This is a genomic window from Halorussus aquaticus, from assembly GCF_024218795.1.
GTDB lineage: Archaea > Halobacteriota > Halobacteria > Halobacteriales > Haladaptataceae > Halorussus > Halorussus aquaticus.
The window spans coordinates 1,478,712-1,494,705 of record NZ_CP100400.1 but is presented as its reverse complement, the minus strand read 5'-3'; the positions used below and the strand labels follow the sequence as shown (position 1 = coordinate 1,494,705).

Annotated in this window: 20 protein-coding genes; 11 read left to right on the top strand and 9 right to left on the bottom strand. The window is 66.8% G+C overall.

What is annotated here, in order from left to right; translation table 11 throughout:
* Nucleotides 1–59: 59 nt before the first annotated feature.
* From NGM06_RS07735 to NGM06_RS07725, 3 genes are all read right to left on the bottom strand, one after another.
* A complete protein-coding gene (locus tag NGM06_RS07735; protein ID WP_254269716.1) occupies nt 60–1,202 on the bottom strand; it encodes a M20 family metallopeptidase in 1,143 nt (380 codons plus the stop codon).
* Nucleotides 1,203–1,331: 129 nt separating this feature from the next.
* Entirely contained in the window at nt 1,332–1,601 is a 270-nt protein-coding gene (locus NGM06_RS07730) for a DUF7553 family protein (protein WP_254269715.1), read from the bottom strand.
* Between the two features lie 83 nt (nt 1,602–1,684).
* Nucleotides 1,685–1,954, bottom strand: a complete 270-nt coding sequence (locus NGM06_RS07725; protein WP_254269714.1) for a glutathione S-transferase N-terminal domain-containing protein — start codon at nt 1,952–1,954, stop codon at nt 1,685–1,687.
* Between the two features lie 109 nt (nt 1,955–2,063).
* Between NGM06_RS07725 and NGM06_RS07720 the strand changes: the two genes are divergently transcribed.
* A complete protein-coding gene (locus tag NGM06_RS07720) occupies nt 2,064–3,212 on the top strand; it encodes a pentapeptide repeat-containing protein (RefSeq protein ID WP_254269713.1) in 1,149 nt (382 codons plus the stop codon).
* Here the strand turns inward: NGM06_RS07720 and NGM06_RS07715 are convergent, their stop codons facing one another.
* Genes NGM06_RS07715 through NGM06_RS07705 form a run of 3 tightly spaced genes read right to left on the bottom strand, consistent with a single transcriptional unit; the run spans nt 3,213 to nt 4,810 of the window.
* Nucleotides 3,213–3,590, bottom strand: a complete 378-nt coding sequence (locus NGM06_RS07715) for a hypothetical protein (protein ID WP_254269712.1) — start codon at nt 3,588–3,590, stop codon at nt 3,213–3,215.
* 30 nt (nt 3,591–3,620) lie between these two features.
* Nucleotides 3,621–4,226, bottom strand: a complete 606-nt coding sequence (locus NGM06_RS07710) for a DUF2238 domain-containing protein (protein ID WP_254269711.1) — start codon at nt 4,224–4,226, stop codon at nt 3,621–3,623.
* Complete coding sequence (locus NGM06_RS07705) at nt 4,223–4,810, bottom strand: hypothetical protein (RefSeq protein WP_254269710.1); 588 nt, start codon at nt 4,808–4,810, stop codon at nt 4,223–4,225. Before NGM06_RS07705 ends, NGM06_RS07710 begins: the two co-directional genes overlap by 4 nt.
* A 120-nt stretch (nt 4,811–4,930) precedes the next feature.
* Here NGM06_RS07705 and NGM06_RS07700 point away from each other — a divergent pair, with 120 nt between their 5' ends.
* On the top strand, nt 4,931–6,799 hold the full coding sequence (locus NGM06_RS07700; protein ID WP_254269709.1) for a PINc/VapC family ATPase: 1,869 nt from the start codon (nt 4,931–4,933) through the stop codon (nt 6,797–6,799).
* Nucleotides 6,800–6,934: 135 nt separating this feature from the next.
* Here NGM06_RS07700 and NGM06_RS07695 read toward each other — a convergent pair whose 3' ends face one another.
* The gene (locus NGM06_RS07695; protein WP_254269708.1) at nt 6,935–7,216 is read right to left on the bottom strand and encodes a helix-turn-helix transcriptional regulator; all 282 of its coding nucleotides are present in this window, start codon (nt 7,214–7,216) and stop codon (nt 6,935–6,937) included.
* A gap of 143 nt (nt 7,217–7,359) precedes the next feature.
* Between NGM06_RS07695 and NGM06_RS07690 the strand changes: the two genes are divergently transcribed.
* Together NGM06_RS07690 and NGM06_RS07685 are read left to right on the top strand one after the other, a co-directional pair.
* A complete protein-coding gene (locus NGM06_RS07690) occupies nt 7,360–7,668 on the top strand; it encodes an EMC6-like membrane protein (protein WP_254269707.1) in 309 nt (102 codons plus the stop codon).
* A gap of 3 nt (nt 7,669–7,671) precedes the next feature.
* A complete protein-coding gene (locus NGM06_RS07685; RefSeq protein WP_254269706.1) occupies nt 7,672–9,486 on the top strand; it encodes a ribosome biogenesis/translation initiation ATPase RLI in 1,815 nt (604 codons plus the stop codon).
* A gap of 33 nt (nt 9,487–9,519) precedes the next feature.
* On the opposite strand, the gene NGM06_RS07680 is transcribed toward NGM06_RS07685, so the two are convergent.
* Nucleotides 9,520–9,945 (bottom strand): DUF7979 domain-containing protein, encoded by a 426-nt coding sequence (locus NGM06_RS07680; RefSeq protein WP_254269705.1) that lies wholly within the window; start codon nt 9,943–9,945, stop codon nt 9,520–9,522.
* Between the two features lie 85 nt (nt 9,946–10,030).
* On the opposite strand from NGM06_RS07680, the gene NGM06_RS07675 reads away from it, so the two are divergent.
* Nucleotides 10,031–11,383: a hypothetical protein gene (locus tag NGM06_RS07675; RefSeq protein ID WP_254269704.1), complete on the top strand. Its 1,353-nt coding sequence runs from the start codon at nt 10,031–10,033 to the stop codon at nt 11,381–11,383.
* A gap of 142 nt (nt 11,384–11,525) precedes the next feature.
* On the opposite strand, the gene NGM06_RS07670 is transcribed toward NGM06_RS07675, so the two are convergent.
* Nucleotides 11,526–12,047, bottom strand: a complete 522-nt coding sequence (locus NGM06_RS07670; RefSeq protein ID WP_254269703.1) for an archaemetzincin family Zn-dependent metalloprotease — start codon at nt 12,045–12,047, stop codon at nt 11,526–11,528.
* A gap of 66 nt (nt 12,048–12,113) precedes the next feature.
* Between NGM06_RS07670 and NGM06_RS07665 the strand changes: the two genes are divergently transcribed.
* The 6 genes from NGM06_RS07665 to npdG all read left to right on the top strand — a co-directional run bounded on the left by NGM06_RS07665 (nt 12,114) and on the right by npdG (nt 15,901).
* Entirely contained in the window at nt 12,114–12,476 is a 363-nt protein-coding gene (locus NGM06_RS07665; RefSeq protein WP_379793384.1) for a UPF0146 family protein, read from the top strand.
* A gap of 73 nt (nt 12,477–12,549) precedes the next feature.
* Nucleotides 12,550–13,335 carry a formate/nitrite transporter family protein gene (locus tag NGM06_RS07660; RefSeq protein WP_254269701.1) on the top strand — a complete coding sequence of 262 codons (786 nt, stop codon included), beginning with the start codon at nt 12,550–12,552 and terminating at the stop codon, nt 13,333–13,335.
* A 113-nt stretch (nt 13,336–13,448) separates the two neighbouring features.
* Nucleotides 13,449–14,384: a TIGR01548 family HAD-type hydrolase gene (locus NGM06_RS07655; RefSeq protein WP_254269700.1), complete on the top strand. Its 936-nt coding sequence runs from the start codon at nt 13,449–13,451 to the stop codon at nt 14,382–14,384.
* 36 nt (nt 14,385–14,420) lie between these two features.
* Nucleotides 14,421–14,795, top strand: coding sequence for a hypothetical protein (locus NGM06_RS07650; protein WP_254269699.1), 375 nt, complete (start codon nt 14,421–14,423; stop codon nt 14,793–14,795).
* Nucleotides 14,792–15,196: a hypothetical protein gene (locus NGM06_RS07645; RefSeq protein WP_254269698.1), complete on the top strand. Its 405-nt coding sequence runs from the start codon at nt 14,792–14,794 to the stop codon at nt 15,194–15,196. The genes NGM06_RS07650 and NGM06_RS07645 overlap by 4 nt, the downstream gene beginning before the upstream one ends.
* A 36-nt stretch (nt 15,197–15,232) precedes the next feature.
* Nucleotides 15,233–15,901: an NADPH-dependent F420 reductase gene (gene npdG / locus NGM06_RS07640; protein WP_254269697.1), complete on the top strand. Its 669-nt coding sequence runs from the start codon at nt 15,233–15,235 to the stop codon at nt 15,899–15,901.
* Nucleotides 15,902–15,994: the final 93 nt, after the last annotated feature.

The window sequence follows — 15,994 nt, the reverse complement described above, 5'->3', positions numbered from 1 at the left end:
GGGAGGAGTACGCTGTCAGGCGTTATCAAAGCGCGGATTTCGAATCGAAACGCCGTCGCTCAGAACCGCTCGGCCGCGTCCCGGTAGATGTCGTAGCACCGCTCCAGCACCTCGATACTCGCGCTCTCGGTGTCGGTGTGGGCCTCGCCGGGTTCCGCGACGCCGCAGACGACGCAGGTCGTCCCGGCCTCGGCCAGCCACCCCGCGTCGGTGGCGTGGGGCTTCGAGACCAGTTCGGGGTCGGCCACCTGTGCGTCGCTCGCGGCCGCCAGTACGGTCTCGGCGAAGTCGGCGTCGTCGCAGCGCATCGGGGGGAGGTCCTGCTCGACGGTCCACTCCACGCCCTCGATTTCCTCGACGCGCTCCAGCGGGGCGCGCTCGCCGGGGACGGTTCGCTCGTCCACCGTCACCTCGCACGCCTCGGGAATCACGTTCCACGCGCTCCCGCCGTCGATTTCGGTCACGGCGACGCTCCCCCTGACCTCCTCGCCGAACACTTCGACCGCGGGGAACTCGAGGTCCCGAATCACGTCTACGGCGTCGCAGGCCCGATAGACCGCGTTCTCGCCAGCCTCGGGTTCGCTGGCGTGGGCTGCCGACCCGCGAGCGGTGACGGTACTCCCCCGGCGTCCCTTGTGGGCGACCGCCACGTCGGTCGCCCCCTCGGCGGAGTAGCCCGTCGAGCCTTCGCCCACGATGGCGTAGTCCGGGGCGAAGCCGTCTTCGATGGCCGCTCGCGCGCCGACGCCGCCCTGCTCCTCGCCGACGAAACTGGCGAAGACGAGTTCCGAGGGCTGGTCGACGTCCGAACCGCCGCGGTCGGCGTCGTCGGACCGCGTCCGACCGCTCGCGGTGTCGCCCACCGCGGCGTCCCTGAACGCGAGCATCGCCGCCGCCACCGCGCCCTTCATGTCCGCCGTGCCCCGACCGTGGAGTCGGCCGTCGCGCTCCTCGACGACGTACTCGCCCGCCGCCGTGGTCTGAGAGTCGGCCGGGGGAACTACGTCGTGGTGGCCGACGAGTGCGAGCGAGGCGGCGTCGGCGGGGCCACGTCGCGCGACCACGTTCCCGGCGTCGTCGCGGGTCACCTCGGCGTCGGTCTCCTCGCGGAGCCAGTTCTCGATGTAGTCGCCCGCCTCGGTCTCGTCGTCGTGGCTCGGAATCGAGACGAGTCCGCGGGTCAACTCGACGACTTCGCTCATGTGTCGGGTGTGGACCGCGAGGCGCTTCAAAACGTGGGTCGCGGAACCGCGGCGCGTCGGGTATCGCTCGGGAGCGACCGTATCCTCGGTGGCAGACGAACGCTCCAGAACGGACGCGTCCACTTGTACCTACGCGTCCTCTCGTTCGTACTCCCGGACTTGCTCGCGCAGGCGGTCGAGTTCCCGGGCGGTCTCGCCCTCGGTGTCGTCCGAGAGGCGGTCGAGTTCCGCCCGGACCTCCTTGATTCGGTCGGCGTACTTCCCCGGCGACTCCTCGTCCGACTCCATCCCCGACAGCGAGCGCTCTATCGACTGGAGGGTGTTCCGAACCTCACTGCTGGCGTCGGTCTCCTCCCGGATTCGGTATATCTCGTCGTGAATCGCTTGCATATCGACCATGTCGGAGTGGACGGGGTGAGCGAGAAAAGGCGTGGTGGCCTCCCCGGCGCCACTCCGAGAGCGGTGTCTTCGCGCGGTTCCGGTCAGGTACCGCCGGTGTCTCCGTAGTGACGGTCGAGGTACTGAACGATGTCGTCGCTCTCGTAGAGCGATTCGTCGCGCTCGGGGTCCACGAGGAACGGAATCTGGTCCTCGCCGCCGAGTTCTATCAGTCGCTCGTGGGCCTGCTCGTCGCGCACCTCGCCGCCGTGGGTACGGGGGTTGTGCGCGACGTAGGACAGTCCGAGCGCCTGCATCTGTTTCCGAACTTTCTTCGAGTAGGGACAGCCTTCCGCCTGATACAGTTCGAGCACGCCCGCAGGTACGTTCCCGAGTCGGTAAACCCGAGTGGCCGACCCCCGAGTGGCCGATACGCGGTTACTCGGGCATAACCTGAAAGAGGTTCGGGACGAAAAGCAGTCTATGTCTGGGGAGATGCAGTCTACGTCCGGGGAAGCATCGGACGTTTCTCGGGAGCGAGCGTCCTCGACGGAGAACCGATGCGGACACGTCCACGAGGCCAGCGCGGTCTCCAACCTCGGCGGCGTCTGCTGCTGGCGGCCGGTCTGGGGCGACACCGAGCGGTGCATCTGGCACGCCGACGTCGCCCAGAAACCGACCCGCGTGCTGGAGGACGCCGCACCCGAAATCGGCGAACGCCTCGACGGGGCCATCTTCCGCGACGTCGAACTGTCAGACGGGGACTGGCTGGCCGGGAAGACGATTACCGACGCTCGATTCGTCAACTCCAACCTGGAGAACGCCGACCTGAGCGACGCCGACCTCCGGTACTCGCACTTCGAGGGGGTCGATGCCCACGGCGTGGACCTCCGGGACTCGAACCTCGAACACACCGAGTTCCACCGCACCGACCTCCGCGGCGCGGACCTGTCCGGGGCGCAACTCCATTACGCGGTGTTCGACAACGCCCGAATCGACGAGTCCACGACGTTCGGCGACAACGTGGTGTACGAGACGGAACTGCTGGAATCGACCGACGAGGGGCGACTCGCGGCGCTCCGCAGGCGACGGTCGGACCGTAACAGGGACCGACTGAGTCGGTACGAGGCCGCCCACTGGACGTACAACGAACTCCAGCGACTCGCCGAGGAGAACGGCCTGACGCAGGCCTCGCGGGACTACTACAACCAGCGCAAGAACGTCCGGCGGCGCGAGGCGTGGGAGTTCCAGTCGTACCCGCGAGCGCTCGGCAAGGAGGCGTGGCGGTGGACGACCGGGTACGGGTCGAACCCGTGGCGGGTAATCGGAACCGCGGTGGTCATCATCTTCACCTGTGCGCTGCTGTTTCCGTTCTTCGGTGAGGTACTGGGAGGGACGCCGGGTGGTGAACCAGTCAGGTACACCTACGACTCCAACGTGTGGTACAACCTCCTCGTGGTGTTCCCCCATAGCCTCTATCTCAGCACGGTGACGTTCGCCACGCTGGGGTACGGCGACATGCAACCGCTGCTGGGGGCCAAACCCATCGCCGCGTCGGAGGCGCTGCTCGGCCAACTGGTGATGGCGCTGCTCGTGTTCGTCCTCACTCGCAACGTGACGTGGTCGGAGTAGTCAGATGCCGCAGTCGTCCACGTACTCGAACCCCTCGTCGTAGTCGCCGGATTCGTCGGCGTCGTCACCGTCGCTGGCGCTGTCCCGTGCGGTCCCGTTCCGACCGCGGCGGCCCGCCCCGACGCCGCGTCCGCCGTCTCGGTCGCGGTCCGGCGGGCCGCCGCGACGACTGTCGGGGTCGCGGCCCCCACCGACGCCACGGTCCCCGTCGCGCTCGCGGACCCCCTCGGCGTCGTCTCCCTCGTCGCTCTCCGCGGCCAGTTTCCGCTCCACCGCGTCGGCGATCCACGATTCGAGCGACTCGCCGGGGTCGAGGTCGGCGTCGATGCGCTCCTTGAGTCCGGCCTCGACCGTGACCACGAGGTGTTCGTGACGCATGGACCGCGTTACGTGACGGCGGCGGATAAATCAGTCGTCCGTCGCCTCGTCGGCGATTTCCTCCGGTCGCGAGGCGTCCCACCCGGCGACGACGAGCGCACCCACCTGATTGAACACGAGGTCGTTGACGATGTCGTCGAGTCCGTACTGGACCAGCACCTTCGCGCCGACGAACCCCGCCAGCAGTTCGGCCCCGAACTCGAGTATCTCCCAGAGGACGCCGAACGCCATCACGAAGATGAAGACGAAGGCGAACTGTAACTCCCCCGGTAGAGTCGTCCGCTCGGAGTTCCGGTGTATCGTCTCGACCGTGGCGTAGCCCGCTCCGGCGACTATCGACGCCGAGAGGGCGTGGGTCACGGCGTCGTACCACGGAATGTTCTGGTAGGGACCCAGCATGCCCACTGCGTGCAGGAACACCGCCACCGCCAGCCACAGGACGTAACTAACGTCCATCGAGACGCCGGCGTCGCGCCGGAGCAGCGCCGGGACGAACGTGACCGCCAGCGCGACGACCGCGTTGACGGCGACGCCCACCTCACCGCGGAAGAGACCGTACGCCGCGATGGCGACGAGTCCGGCCTGTAGCAGGCGGACGGCCAGTCGTTCGCGGGCGTCGGACAGCAGTTCCGTCACCCGCAGTCACCCTCCGGTAAATCGGCGAGGTTGGCGTCGCTACTCGTCTCGGACTCGAAGTAGAGTTCGAAGACGACGGCCGCCACGACGCCAGCCACGGTGGCCCTGACGAACTCCCAGTTCACCGCGCGCTTCGACCCGAGGAGTTCGGTTCCGAGGTAGCGGTCGGAGTAGAACTGGAGGACCGCCCACGCGCCGATGGCCGCCATCGTCGTCAGGACGACCATCGCGTCGGCGAACCGCGGCGAGAGTTCGGCCTCGGTGAACAGCGTCAACTCGGCCACGACCGCGAGCGACACCGCGGCGACCCCGACGTAGGTCGCGTACTCGGTGACCCACGCGGGACCGACCGCCCGCGTCACGCCGGGGAGGACCGCCAGCGCGGTCACCGTCGGCGGAAGCATCGCGTCGGGGTCGCGTAACACGACCGCCGGGAGGACGAGGACGACCAGCGTCGCGACGAGAAACGCGGTCCAGACGAGGTCGCCGTCCACGAGGTTCTCCAGCACCGCCAGTGCGAGAACCCCGACGAGGAGCCAACTCACCCCGCCGCCGTCGTCGGTCAGCGATTCGAGTACACCCATACCAGTGACAGGGGGCCGACGCGATTGAAGGTTGTTGCCCCGCGAACGCGCGTTCGCTGGCCCGCCGACGCGCGTGGCCCCCTCGTAAAGAGTATCAACGCGCCGCACCAAAAGGCGCGTATGAACGTACTACCGGACACGAGCGTCGTCATCGACGGTCGGATATCCGACCGAATCGAGGACGGCGACTTCGAGGGCGCGACGATACTGGTGCCCGAGGCCGTGGTGGCCGAACTCGAAGCGCAGGCCAACGGCGGGGCCGAGAGCGGGTGGGACGGCCTGTCGGAACTCCAGCGACTCGCCGACCTCGCCGACGAGGGGACCATCGAACTGGACTACGTCGGCGAGCGACCCGACGCCGACGAGCAGGGCCGCGCCAGCGAAGGCGAGATAGACGCCCTGATTCGGGAACTGGCGGCCGAATACGACGCGGTGTTCGTCACCAGCGACGTGGTCCAGAGCGAGGTGGCGCAGGCGAAGGGCATCGAGGTCGAGTACGTCTCCCCGCGGGTCGAGGAGACGGACGTGGGCCGCCTCTCTATCGAGGACTACTTCGACGAGCAGACCATGAGCGTCCACCTCAAGGCCGGGGTCGAACCGATGGCCAAGCGCGGCGACGTGGGCGACATGTCCTACCAGACCATCGGCGAGGACCCGACCGACGAGGCGGCGGTCCGGGAAATCGCCCAAGAGATAATCGACAGCGCGAAGGAGAGCGACGAGGGGTTCATCGAACTCGACGAACCCGGCATGACCATCGTCCAGTTCCGCGATTACCGCATCGCCATCGCGGAACCGCCGTTCGCCGACGGGTGGGAGATAACCGCGGTCCGACCCATCGTCAAGACCGCGATGGAGGACTACGAGCACGCCGACGAACTCAAGGACCGACTCCTCGAACGCCAGCGCGGCGTCCTCATCGCCGGGTCGCCCGGTGCCGGGAAGTCCACGTTCGCGCAGGCCGTCGGCGAGTTCCTCGTGGACCACGACTTCGCGGTCAAGACGATGGAGAAGCCCCGCGACCTGCAGGTCGGTCCCGAAATCACCCAGTACACCGAGTTGGGCGGCGAGATGGAGAAGACCGCCGACTCGCTGTTGATGGTCCGCCCCGACTACACCATCTACGACGAGGTGCGTAAGACCGACGACTTCGAGGTGTTCGCCGACATGCGACTGGCGGGCGTCGGCATGATTGGCGTCGTCCACGCGACCCGCGCCATCGACGCGCTCCAGCGCCTCGTCGGCCGGGTCGAACTCGGCATGATTCCCCAGATAGTGGACACCGTGGTCTACATCGAGGCCGGGGAAGTGAACAAGGTGTACGACGTGTCCACGCAGGTCAAGGTGCCCGAGGGCCTGATGGAGGAGGACCTCGCGCGACCGGTCATCATGATTCAGGACTTCGAGACCGGCCGCCCCGAGTACGAAATCTACACCTTCAACCGGCAGGTCGTCACGGTGCCGCTGAACGAGGGCGAACGCGAGGAGGGCGGCGTCTCGAAGTTGGCCAAGCAGGAGATAGAGCGGGAGATTCAGTCGGTCGCTCGCGGACCGGTCGAGGTGGAAGTGCAGGGCCAGAACCGCGCCACGGTGTACGTCAGCGACGACGACATCTCCTACGTCATCGGCAAGGGCGGCGGGCGCATCGACGACATCGAGAACCGCCTCGGCATCGACATCGACGTGCGCACCCTCGACGAACTACCCCAGTCGGCCTCCGGCGCAGGCGGTGGCGCGGGAGCGAGCGCGGCGGGCGCGACGGCCACGCAGGGCGAAGTCGTGACGCCGGACATCACCTCCCGGCACATCGTCCTCCCGACCGACGGCCACGCCGGGGAGACGGTAGAGGTGCAGGCCGACGGCGAGTACCTGTTCACCGCGACGGTCGGTCGCGGCGGCGACATTCAGGTCTCGCGCGGCAGCGCGATCGCGGAGGAACTGGAACGGGCCATCGACCGCGAGCAACAGATCGCCATCGTGCGGGCGTAGTCGAACGCTCGCCGACGCGGACCGCGGGAAGATGGATAGCCGCGCGCGATACGCACGGCTGAGAGACGTGGGGAACGCGCGACCGACTCGGAGGGTCGCGCTCGGACGACCGGTCGGCGAGAGGTGATTACTCGGCTACTCGGCGCACTTCTGCGCCTCGGCGGAGTCGGCCGAGGTGTCGCACGCGACGTCGATCTCGTAGAGGTTCTGGCGGGCGTCGGCGAAGTAGACATCCTCCTGTACGACGTCCAGTTCTTCGAGTCGTTCGAGCGCGTACCGGACCGTACGGGCCGATAGCATCGACTCCTCGACTATCTGTTTCTGGGTGAGCGCACCCTTGTACTCGAGTACCTTGAAAACCAGTTTCGCACTGGGCGGCAGGTCGTCGATGTCCTCTAACTCGGACTGAGTTGCCATCGTTACGAATCGAAACACCCGACCAGTATAAAAGTATTGAGAACGTCTGGCACTGTTCGGTGGCGGCGCTGGGCGACTCGTCCGGGCCAGCGGGTTCCGAACGTAACAAAAAGGCCTTCAACTCGCGTCACTGAAAGACAGTCATGGCGACCGAACAGGCATCCGAGCGACGAGCATCCCACGTCAGGGGCGTCACGGTGACGGCCCTCGCCTCGTTAGGCGGCATCGCCGCAGCGTTCGTGTCGGCGATGTTTCTCGGCACCGCGCCGAAAGACCAGTTAGCGCTGGGCATCGTGGGTGCGTTCGTCATCGTCCAGTTACCCATCTTACAGGCACTCGGCATCGACGTCGAAGATTTCTCCACGAAGGACCACCTCTACGTGCTGTTCATGACGTTCTCGCTGTGGTTCGTCACGTGGACGATTCTCCTGACCAACGGAGTCACCTTCTAACCGATGGCGGACGACAGTATCGCGGTCGTGGACCTCGAACGGTGTCAACCCGACCGATGCAACTACGAGTGTAAGAACTACTGCCCGCCCAACCGGACGGGCAAGGAGTGCATCACGCTGCGCGGCGACGACGCCGACGAGGGCGACCCCGACCAAGTACACATCAGCGAGGAGATTTGCCTCGGCGAGACCTGCGGTATCTGCGTCGAGAAGTGTCCGTTCGACGCGATAGAGATAATCAACCTCCCGCAGGAACTCGACGACGAACCGGTCCACCGGTACGGCGAGAACGCCTTCTCGCTGTACGGCCTGCCGGTCCCGCTGGAGGGGCAGGTCACCGGCATCCTCGGGCCGAACGGTATCGGGAAGACCACGGCCGTCAGGATTCTGGCGGGCGAACTCGCACCGAACCTCGGCCAGCACGGCGACCCGCCGGGATGGGACGCGGTGCTGGACGCGTACCGCGGCACGGAGCTACAGGACTACCTCTCTGACGTCCGGGACGGCGAGGTGAGCGTCGCGCGCAAGCCCCAGTACGTGGACAAGATTCCCGACCAGTTCGACGGTTCGACCGAGCAACTGCTGGAGAACGTGGACGAGCGGGGCGTGCTGGACGACCTGCTCGAACGACTCGACATCGAACACGTCCGCGAGCAGGACATTGACAGCCTCTCGGGCGGCGAACTCCAGCGCGTGGCGCTGGTGGCGTGTCTGGCCCGCGACGTGGACTTCTACTTCATCGACGAGATTACGCCCTATCTCGACATCAGCCAGCGCGTGAAGGCCGCGCGACTGATTCAGGAGATGGCCGAGGAACACGGCAAGTCGATGCTCGTGGTCGAACACGACCTCGCCATCCTCGACCTCGTGGCCGACAACCTCCACGTCGCGTACGGTGAACCCGGCGCGTACGGTGTCATCACCGACCCCAAATCGGTTCGGAACGGCATCAACGAGTACCTCAAGGGGTACCTCCAGAACGAGAACATGCGCATCCGGCCCAACGCCATCGAGTTCGAGGAACACGCTCCTCGGCAGGTGTCGCGCGCCGACACGCTGGTCGAGTATCCCGACGTCTCGAAGTCCTACGGCGAGGGCGAGTTCGGTCTGGACGTGGAAGGCGGCACCATCCGCGAGAACGAGGTGCTCGGCATCGTCGGCCCGAACGGTATCGGGAAGTCGACGTTCGCCGAGTTGCTCGCCGGGCGACTCGACCCCGACGAGGGCGAACTCGGCTTCGAGTTGGACATCGCCTACAAGCCCCAGTACATCGAAATCGACCAACCGATGCAGGTCGAGGCGTTCCTGCGCTCGATAACCGACAAGGTGGGGTCGTCGTACTGGAACACCGAGATCGGCCAACCGCTCCAGTTGGACCGCATCATGGAGCAGAACCTGCTCGACCTCTCTGGCGGCGAGCGCCAGCGGGTCGCCATCGCGGCCACCCTCTCGGAGTCGGCGGACCTCTACCTGCTCGACGAACCCTCGGCGTACCTCGACGTCGAACAGCGCGTCCGCGCGACCAACGCCATCCGGCGGTTCGCCGAACAGCAGGACGCCACCGTGATGGTCATCGACCACGACATCTACATGATAGACCTGCTCGCCGACCGACTCATGGTGTTCGACGGCGAACCCGCGGTGCAGGGCCGCGCGAGCGAACCGAAGGGGATGCGCGAGGGGATGAACGACTTCCTCGCCAACCTCGACATCACGTTCCGGCGCGACGAGAACGTCGGCCGCCCGCGCATCAACAAGCCGGGCAGTCAACTCGACAAAGAGCAGAAGAAGTCGGGCGAGTACTACTACGCGCCCTGACGCGGTTACACCCTTTTCTTTGCGCACAACGCCTCAGACGATGCTGACCCGGAGGAAGTAGTACGTCCCGTCGTCCTCGACCACCTCCACGCGCTCTTTGTCGTAGAAGCTGAACTCGCCGCTCAACTCGACGTTGCAGTCGCACTCGATGGCTCGCCGGACGACCCGCTGGCGCTCGTCCGAGAGGTTCTCGAAGGCCGCGCGCTTGCTGGCGTTCCACTGCATCGCCCGACTCTCGTCGAGTGACGAGACAGAGAGGAACTGGTCGCCCTTCTGTGGTTCGTCGTCGGTCGTGGCAGGCGTCGTTTGAGTCGGCGTCTTCGTGGTGGTCGATTCGGCGTCCGTCGTCACCCCGTCCGGCGGTTCGTCACTGACGCGATACGTGTCCGCACAGCCAGCCGAAACGACGAGTGTGAGGAGGGCGAGCGCGAGGAGCGCGTGTGTGGAGACCGCACGCATACGGACGCTTGGACGGACGAACGGTAAGTGTCTTGTCCGTCGCGGAACCGAACGATTTTCGTCAACGCACTCATAGGCCAACGCAGTGACTCGTCTCCCCGCATGGTTCGGTACCGGACACGAGCGTCGCGCCAAACTACTGGCGTGCCTCGCTGTCGTCGCGCTCGCCGCGGCGTCCGTCGGAGTGCTGTCGGCCCCCGACCAACCCCGACTCACCATCGGCGACGAGAAGCCCGAGAACAACACCCTCGTCGCACTGCAGGGGTACAAACACGACGGGAAAGCGGTCGAGTTCTCCCCCGACGGCGACGTGGTCTGGGAGTACGCGAAACCGGACGACGTGTTCGACGTCGAGGCGCTCGGACCCGACCGAGTGCAGGTCTCGACCGCCGACGAGGTCTCCGACGCGGAGTGCCCGGCGCGCTATCGCGACGACGGGTTCGAGAACTGCGTCCGGAACAGCCTCCGTATTCTGAACAAATCGACGAAGGAGGTCGTCTGGGAGTACGCGTGGTACGACGCGGAACTCCACGAACACGAACTCCACGACGCCGACCACTACACCGTGGCCGCCTCCGACGGCGGAAACGCGACCGAGGACCGCTGGGTTATGGTGGACATGGGCAACGACCGCGTGTTCGCGGTGAACCGCCAGAAGGAGGTCGTCTGGGAGTGGAACGCCACCGACACCTACGACCGGCCCGCCGGGATAGGACCGGAGGGCGACTGGACGCACGTCAACGACGTGGACCGACTCCGACCGGGCGTGTTCCAGATAAGCCTCCGGAACTTCGACACCGTGGCCGAACTCCACGTCGCCAACGGGTCGAACCCGGCCGAGCGGTCGGTGACGGTCGAACCCGTGGTCGGCCCGAATCAGTACGCTGGGAAGGGCGACATCATCTACGAGCAGCACAATCCCGACAGACTCGCGGACGACCACCTGCTGGTCGCCGACAGCGAACACGACAGAGTCGTGGAACTGAATCGGTCGGGCGAGGTGGTCTGGGAGTTCGGCGGGAGCGCCACCCTGAACTGGCCCCGCGACGCAGACAGACTCCCGAACGGACACACGCTGGTCACCGACTCGTACAACGACCGGGTGGCCGAGGTGAACGAGGACGGCGACGTCGTCTGGGCCGTCGAGACCGGGCGTCTCCCCTACGAGGCCGACAGACTGCCCGGCGAGGGGAGTAGCGACCGCCCGACCGCGACCGAGGGCGGACTCGCCGACGGCGGCCGGGAGTCTATCGTCGAGCGCTACCTCGGGTTCGCGGTCGCCATCTCGAAGTACGTCCTCCCCGCGTGGCTCGGCAGGCAGGTGTTGTGGCTCGTCGTCGCGCTCCTCTCGCTGGTGGGCGTGGCGATAGAGACCGTCCGGTGGCGAGGAGTCGGCCTGTTCGACCGACAGACCGACGAGTTGACGGACGAGCAGTGACGGTCGAGCGTCGCTCTCCCGACTCGCTCTCGGAAGGAAAACCGGTCAGAAATCGAACAGCGAGTGAGTCGCGCGTCCCGACTCCGTATCGCGAACGACATCGTCGCGGCGGCCGGGCGTTCTCGGTCACCGTGTCTACCGACTACAGCACGTTGCGCTGACAGGAGCCACAGAGGTTCTCCTCTTTCACGTCTACCTCGCGGACGGTCGGCGAGAAGTTCATGACGCAGCGCTTGTTGTCGCAGTGTTCGAGACCGAGGGTGTGGCCGATCTCGTGGACGACCTCCTTGCGGACCCGGTCCTCGAAGATTTCGCCCGCGCTCCGGTTCGAGAACCCGCCGTCGCTGGAGGTCTGGAGACGGTACGTCGAAATGACGCTGCCGTTCCCGTCGAGATAGGCGAGACCGAAGACGTAGTTTCGGCGGCGGTAGAAGAGGTCCTTGGGCGTGATGGCGATGTTCTTCTCCCCCGACCCGACGCGGCCGGCGAGTTCGATGAACTCCTCGGCGCGGTACTGGTCGCGTTTCTCGTCGTGTGCCCCGGTCGGAATCGGTTGGGCGTCGTGGATAGTAACTTCGCAGTCGTAGACCGAGCGCAGAGCGGTCGAGGCCTGACGTTTCACTTTCGCGGAGAGGTCCCCGACCGGGACGACGTCAACGAGCATGGGAAACAATATGGGGGAGCGGCCCATAAACTTCCCGCCGTGCGTCCCCGAACCCGTCGTGCCATCGTGAACTGTCTGTCGGACTTCGAACGTCTCGTGGAGGTCGGCGTCGGCGAGCGGACCGACGTGGCCGCCGCGCTGGCCGAGACCGGTCGGTCCGTCACCGCGACGGACGTTCACCCCCGCGAGGTACCCGTCGGGGTCGAGTTCGCGAGAGACGACGTTCTCGACCCGGACCCGGCGGTCTACCGCGACGCCGACGCCGTCTACGCGCTGAATCTCCCGCCGGAACTCCACCGCCCCGCCCTCGACGCGGCCCGGCGACACGACGCCGCGTTCCTGTTCACGACGCTCGGGGGCGACCAACCGGCGGTTCCGGTCGAGCGCGAGACGGTTCCGGGCGAGACGATTTTCGTCGCGCGCCGGTAAGGACCGACTGTCGCGACGGTTACGGGGCGCTTACCGCCGAGAATCTTAATGGGTTTCCGAACGACCGTAGAGCGTGGCCGTCGCACCCGACCCGTCCGAAATCTTCCAGCGGGCAGTCGAGGAGGGCGAGCGCCGCCTCGACCAGTCGATGCTCGAACTGGTCTCGACCAGCTTCATCGCCGGGTTCACCGTCGTCTTCGGGATGCTCGCGCTGGGCATCGTCGAAGGGGCGTTCGAGCCGCGGTTCCCCGAACTCGCCAAGATAGCGGGCGCGCTGGCGTTCGGTCCCGCGCTCGTGTTCCTCGTGGTCGGGCGGACGGAACTGTTCAACGAGAACTTCTTCGACCCGGTGGCGAAGGCGGCCGACGACGAGGACTCGTGGATGGTCAGGTCGCTCCTCAGGCTATGGACGGTCACCTTCGCGCTCAACCTCGTCGGCGGCGGTCTCTTCGTGTGGCTGCTGTCCGTGGAGGGCGCGCTGACGCCGGGTGCGGTCCACGTGTTGACGCGGACCGCCGAGGAGATAATCCACCGGCGAATCCCCGCCGAGTTCGTCAAGGCCGTCACCGGCGGGGCGCTCGTGGCACTGCTCTCGTTCATGCTGGAGGCCGTGGACGGCGTCGGGAGTCGCATCCCGCTCGCGTACGTCGTCGGCGTCCTGCTGACGCTCGGTCCCTTCGACCACGTCATCGTCACGATACTCCACGTCTTCTTCGGCATGCTGCTCGGCGCGAAAATCGGTCTCGGCGAGCTAGCCGTTACGACGGTCGTCGTCACCGCGGGGAATCTCGTCGGCGGCCTCGGACTGGTCACGCTCAGCCACGTCGCGCAGGTGAAGGGTGCCGAGGAGTCCGGCTGAGAGCGGTCGGGCGAACCGCCCTAGCGAGTCGCTGGTCGGGGTCCGACGGGCGGCCCCGCCGGACTCGGAGTCGCGTCGAAAGCCCCTTGAACGCCGGTTCACTACCCCCTCGCATGCAAGCAGACGCGGTCGTGCTGGACATCGACGGGGTAGTCGTGGACGTGGCCGACTCCTACCGACGCGCAATCGTGGAGTCGATAGAGCGCGTCCACGGCGACACCATCGAGAAGGACGCCATCCAGTCGTTCAAGAACGCGGGCGGGTTCAACAACGACTGGGAGTTGAGCTACGCTGCGGCGCTGTTCGTCCTCGCGCGCCGGGAGGGACTGAACGCGGACGTGGAGACCTTCACGGACCGAATCGCGGCGCACCGAGCAGAATCGGACGACGCCGAGGCGGCCGACGGTCTGAACGCCGCCGAGGCCGTCGTGGACGACGCACTGGGCGAGGCGGCCCGCGAACGCGCACGGGCCGACTGGGACCCCGAGCGACTCCGCGAGGTGTTCCAGCAACTCTACCTCGGGTCGGACCTGTACGCCGACATCGAGGGCGCGGACCCCGACCTCGACGAACCGGGGTTCATCCACGACGAACCGGTTCTGCTCGACGCCGCGACGCTCGACGCGCTGGGCGACCGTCCGCTCGGAATCGTCACCGGCCGCCCGGCAGACGAGGCCGACATCGCCCAGCGCCGGGCGGGTCTCGACGTGCCCGACGACCGGCGGTTCACCATGGACGACTGGGAGGAGGGCAAGCCCCACCCGCACGCACTCGTCACGCTCGCCAAGCGGTTCGACGCCGAAGCGCATAGCGCTTCGAGCAATCAGACGCAGTCTGATGACGCCGATTCAGTCGTCTTCGTCGGCGACACGCTGGACGACGTGCGGACCGCGCGCAACGCCGCCGACGAGGACCCCGACCGCGAGTACTTCGGCGTCGGCGTGCTGACCGGCGGCCTGACCGGCGAGGCGGGCCGCCGGAAGTACGAGGAGGCGGGCGCGGATGCGGTCATCGACTCCGTGAACGACCTGCCGGAATTGTTGGAGTAAGGAGACTTTTTGGGGTTCGAGTTCGGCGAATCAGACATGGACTGGTCCCGACTCGGGAGTGCGGTACCCGACGCCCTCGTGATTTCGTTCGGCTTCGGCGCGGTTCTCACCCCGCCGGACCCGTTCGCGCAGTCGCTGTACGCCGGTCCGGCGTTTCTCGTCGCGCTCGCGGTCGTCTATCGCTACGGCCACCGGTCGGTCGCGCCGTGGTGGCGTCGCTATCTCGTCTTCGGCGGCGTCGTCCTCGCCGCCTCCGTCGCGTTACGGGTACTGGCGTTCGCAGTCGGCCCCGAACTCGCCGCGGGCGTCCGACCGGCGGTTCTGTTCGTTGGGGTCCTCTCGGCCGCGTGGCTCGCGTACTTCGGCGGACTCGAACGACTCCGAGACCGCGAGGCGGTGAGCGAGTCGTGAGACTTCGGACCGTCGAGCGCGCGGCGTGGACGCTCGGCATCGGGGGCTTTCTGAGTTACCTGCTCGGCGCGCTCCTCGCGCCGAATCCTACCCGGATACTCCCGTACGTCGTCGGTGCGTCGTTCGTCGGGTTCCCGATAGCCGACTGGTACGTCCGTGGGCAACTCGGCGACTTTCCGAGCGAGAGCGCCGGGCGACTGACCCTCTTTTTCCTCTCGATATTCGTCGTCTCGTACCTCGGGTTCGAGGCCGTCGAGTTCGTCGCCGCGCCCGACTCCGCCGTCGAGACGGTCGGGGAGGCCGCCGCCTTAGTGGTCGCTCTCTCCGTTGGACATCGGGCGGCGAATCGAGGCTACGACCGAGTTCGGGCGGCGTTTCGGTCCGACAGTCCGCGGCAGTGAGAATCTTTAATCCGGCCCCGCCCCGAACGTCGGGGTATGCGAATCGCACTCCTCGGCGGAACCGGCGACATCGGACAGGCCCTCGCGCTTCGATGGGCGCGAGACACCGACCACGAGATTCTCGTCGGGTCCCGCGACCCGGAGAAGGCCCGCAACAAGGCCGACGAGTACGAGACCGAACTCGACAGCGTCGGCGTCGAGTGCGAGGTCAAGGGGTTCGCCAACGAGATGGCGGCCGACCGCGCGGACGTCGTGGTGCTGGCGGTGCCCGCGTTCCACGTCCGGGACCTCGTGGAGTCGGTCGCCGACCGCATAGAGGACGCCGACGTACTGGTCTCGCCAGCGGTCGGGATGGACCGCGACGAGGAGGGGTTCCACTACAAGCCCCCGAAGGCGGGCAGCGTCACGGAACTGGTCGCCGACGCCGCGCCCGAGGGCGTCCCGGTGGTCGGGGCCTTCCACAACCTCTCGGCAGACAGACTCGCCAATCTGGACGTGGAACTCGACCTCGATACGCTCGTGGTCGGTGACGACGGCGACGCGGTGGAGACCGTGGTCGAGTTGGCCGACCAGATAGACGGTCTCCGCGCGCTGAAGGCGGGCGGGGTCGCCAACGCCGCGGAAGTCGAGAGCATGACGCCGCTACTCATCAACCTCGCCGTGGAGAATCAGGGAATGCACGACGTCGGCGTGAAGTTCGAGTAGCGCTCGGAGTCCGAACTCCTGCCGTCCGGCCGCTCGTTTTCGGCGTGCTTCGTCGCCCTCGTTCGGGGGTAAGCAGGGCCTATTCGGGGAGAC

Coding starts and splice junctions, on each gene's coding strand:
- NGM06_RS07735 (WP_254269716.1), bottom strand. CDS start 1,202: ATGAGCGAAGTCGTCGAGTTGACCCGCGGACTCGTCTCGATTCCGAGC.
- NGM06_RS07730 (WP_254269715.1), bottom strand. CDS start 1,601: ATGGTCGATATGCAAGCGATTCACGACGAGATATACCGAATCCGGGAG.
- NGM06_RS07720 (WP_254269713.1), top strand. CDS start 2,064: ATGTCTGGGGAGATGCAGTCTACGTCCGGGGAAGCATCGGACGTTTCT.
- NGM06_RS07715 (WP_254269712.1), bottom strand. CDS start 3,590: ATGCGTCACGAACACCTCGTGGTCACGGTCGAGGCCGGACTCAAGGAG.
- NGM06_RS07705 (WP_254269710.1), bottom strand. CDS start 4,810: ATGGGTGTACTCGAATCGCTGACCGACGACGGCGGCGGGGTGAGTTGG.
- NGM06_RS07700 (WP_254269709.1), top strand. CDS start 4,931: ATGAACGTACTACCGGACACGAGCGTCGTCATCGACGGTCGGATATCC.
- NGM06_RS07695 (WP_254269708.1), bottom strand. CDS start 7,216: ATGGCAACTCAGTCCGAGTTAGAGGACATCGACGACCTGCCGCCCAGT.
- NGM06_RS07690 (WP_254269707.1), top strand. CDS start 7,360: ATGGCGACCGAACAGGCATCCGAGCGACGAGCATCCCACGTCAGGGGC.
- NGM06_RS07685 (WP_254269706.1), top strand. CDS start 7,672: ATGGCGGACGACAGTATCGCGGTCGTGGACCTCGAACGGTGTCAACCC.
- NGM06_RS07680 (WP_254269705.1), bottom strand. CDS start 9,945: ATGCGTGCGGTCTCCACACACGCGCTCCTCGCGCTCGCCCTCCTCACA.
- NGM06_RS07670 (WP_254269703.1), bottom strand. CDS start 12,047: ATGCTCGTTGACGTCGTCCCGGTCGGGGACCTCTCCGCGAAAGTGAAA.
- NGM06_RS07655 (WP_254269700.1), top strand. CDS start 13,449: ATGCAAGCAGACGCGGTCGTGCTGGACATCGACGGGGTAGTCGTGGAC.
- NGM06_RS07650 (WP_254269699.1), top strand. CDS start 14,421: ATGGACTGGTCCCGACTCGGGAGTGCGGTACCCGACGCCCTCGTGATT.
- npdG (WP_254269697.1), top strand. CDS start 15,233: ATGCGAATCGCACTCCTCGGCGGAACCGGCGACATCGGACAGGCCCTC.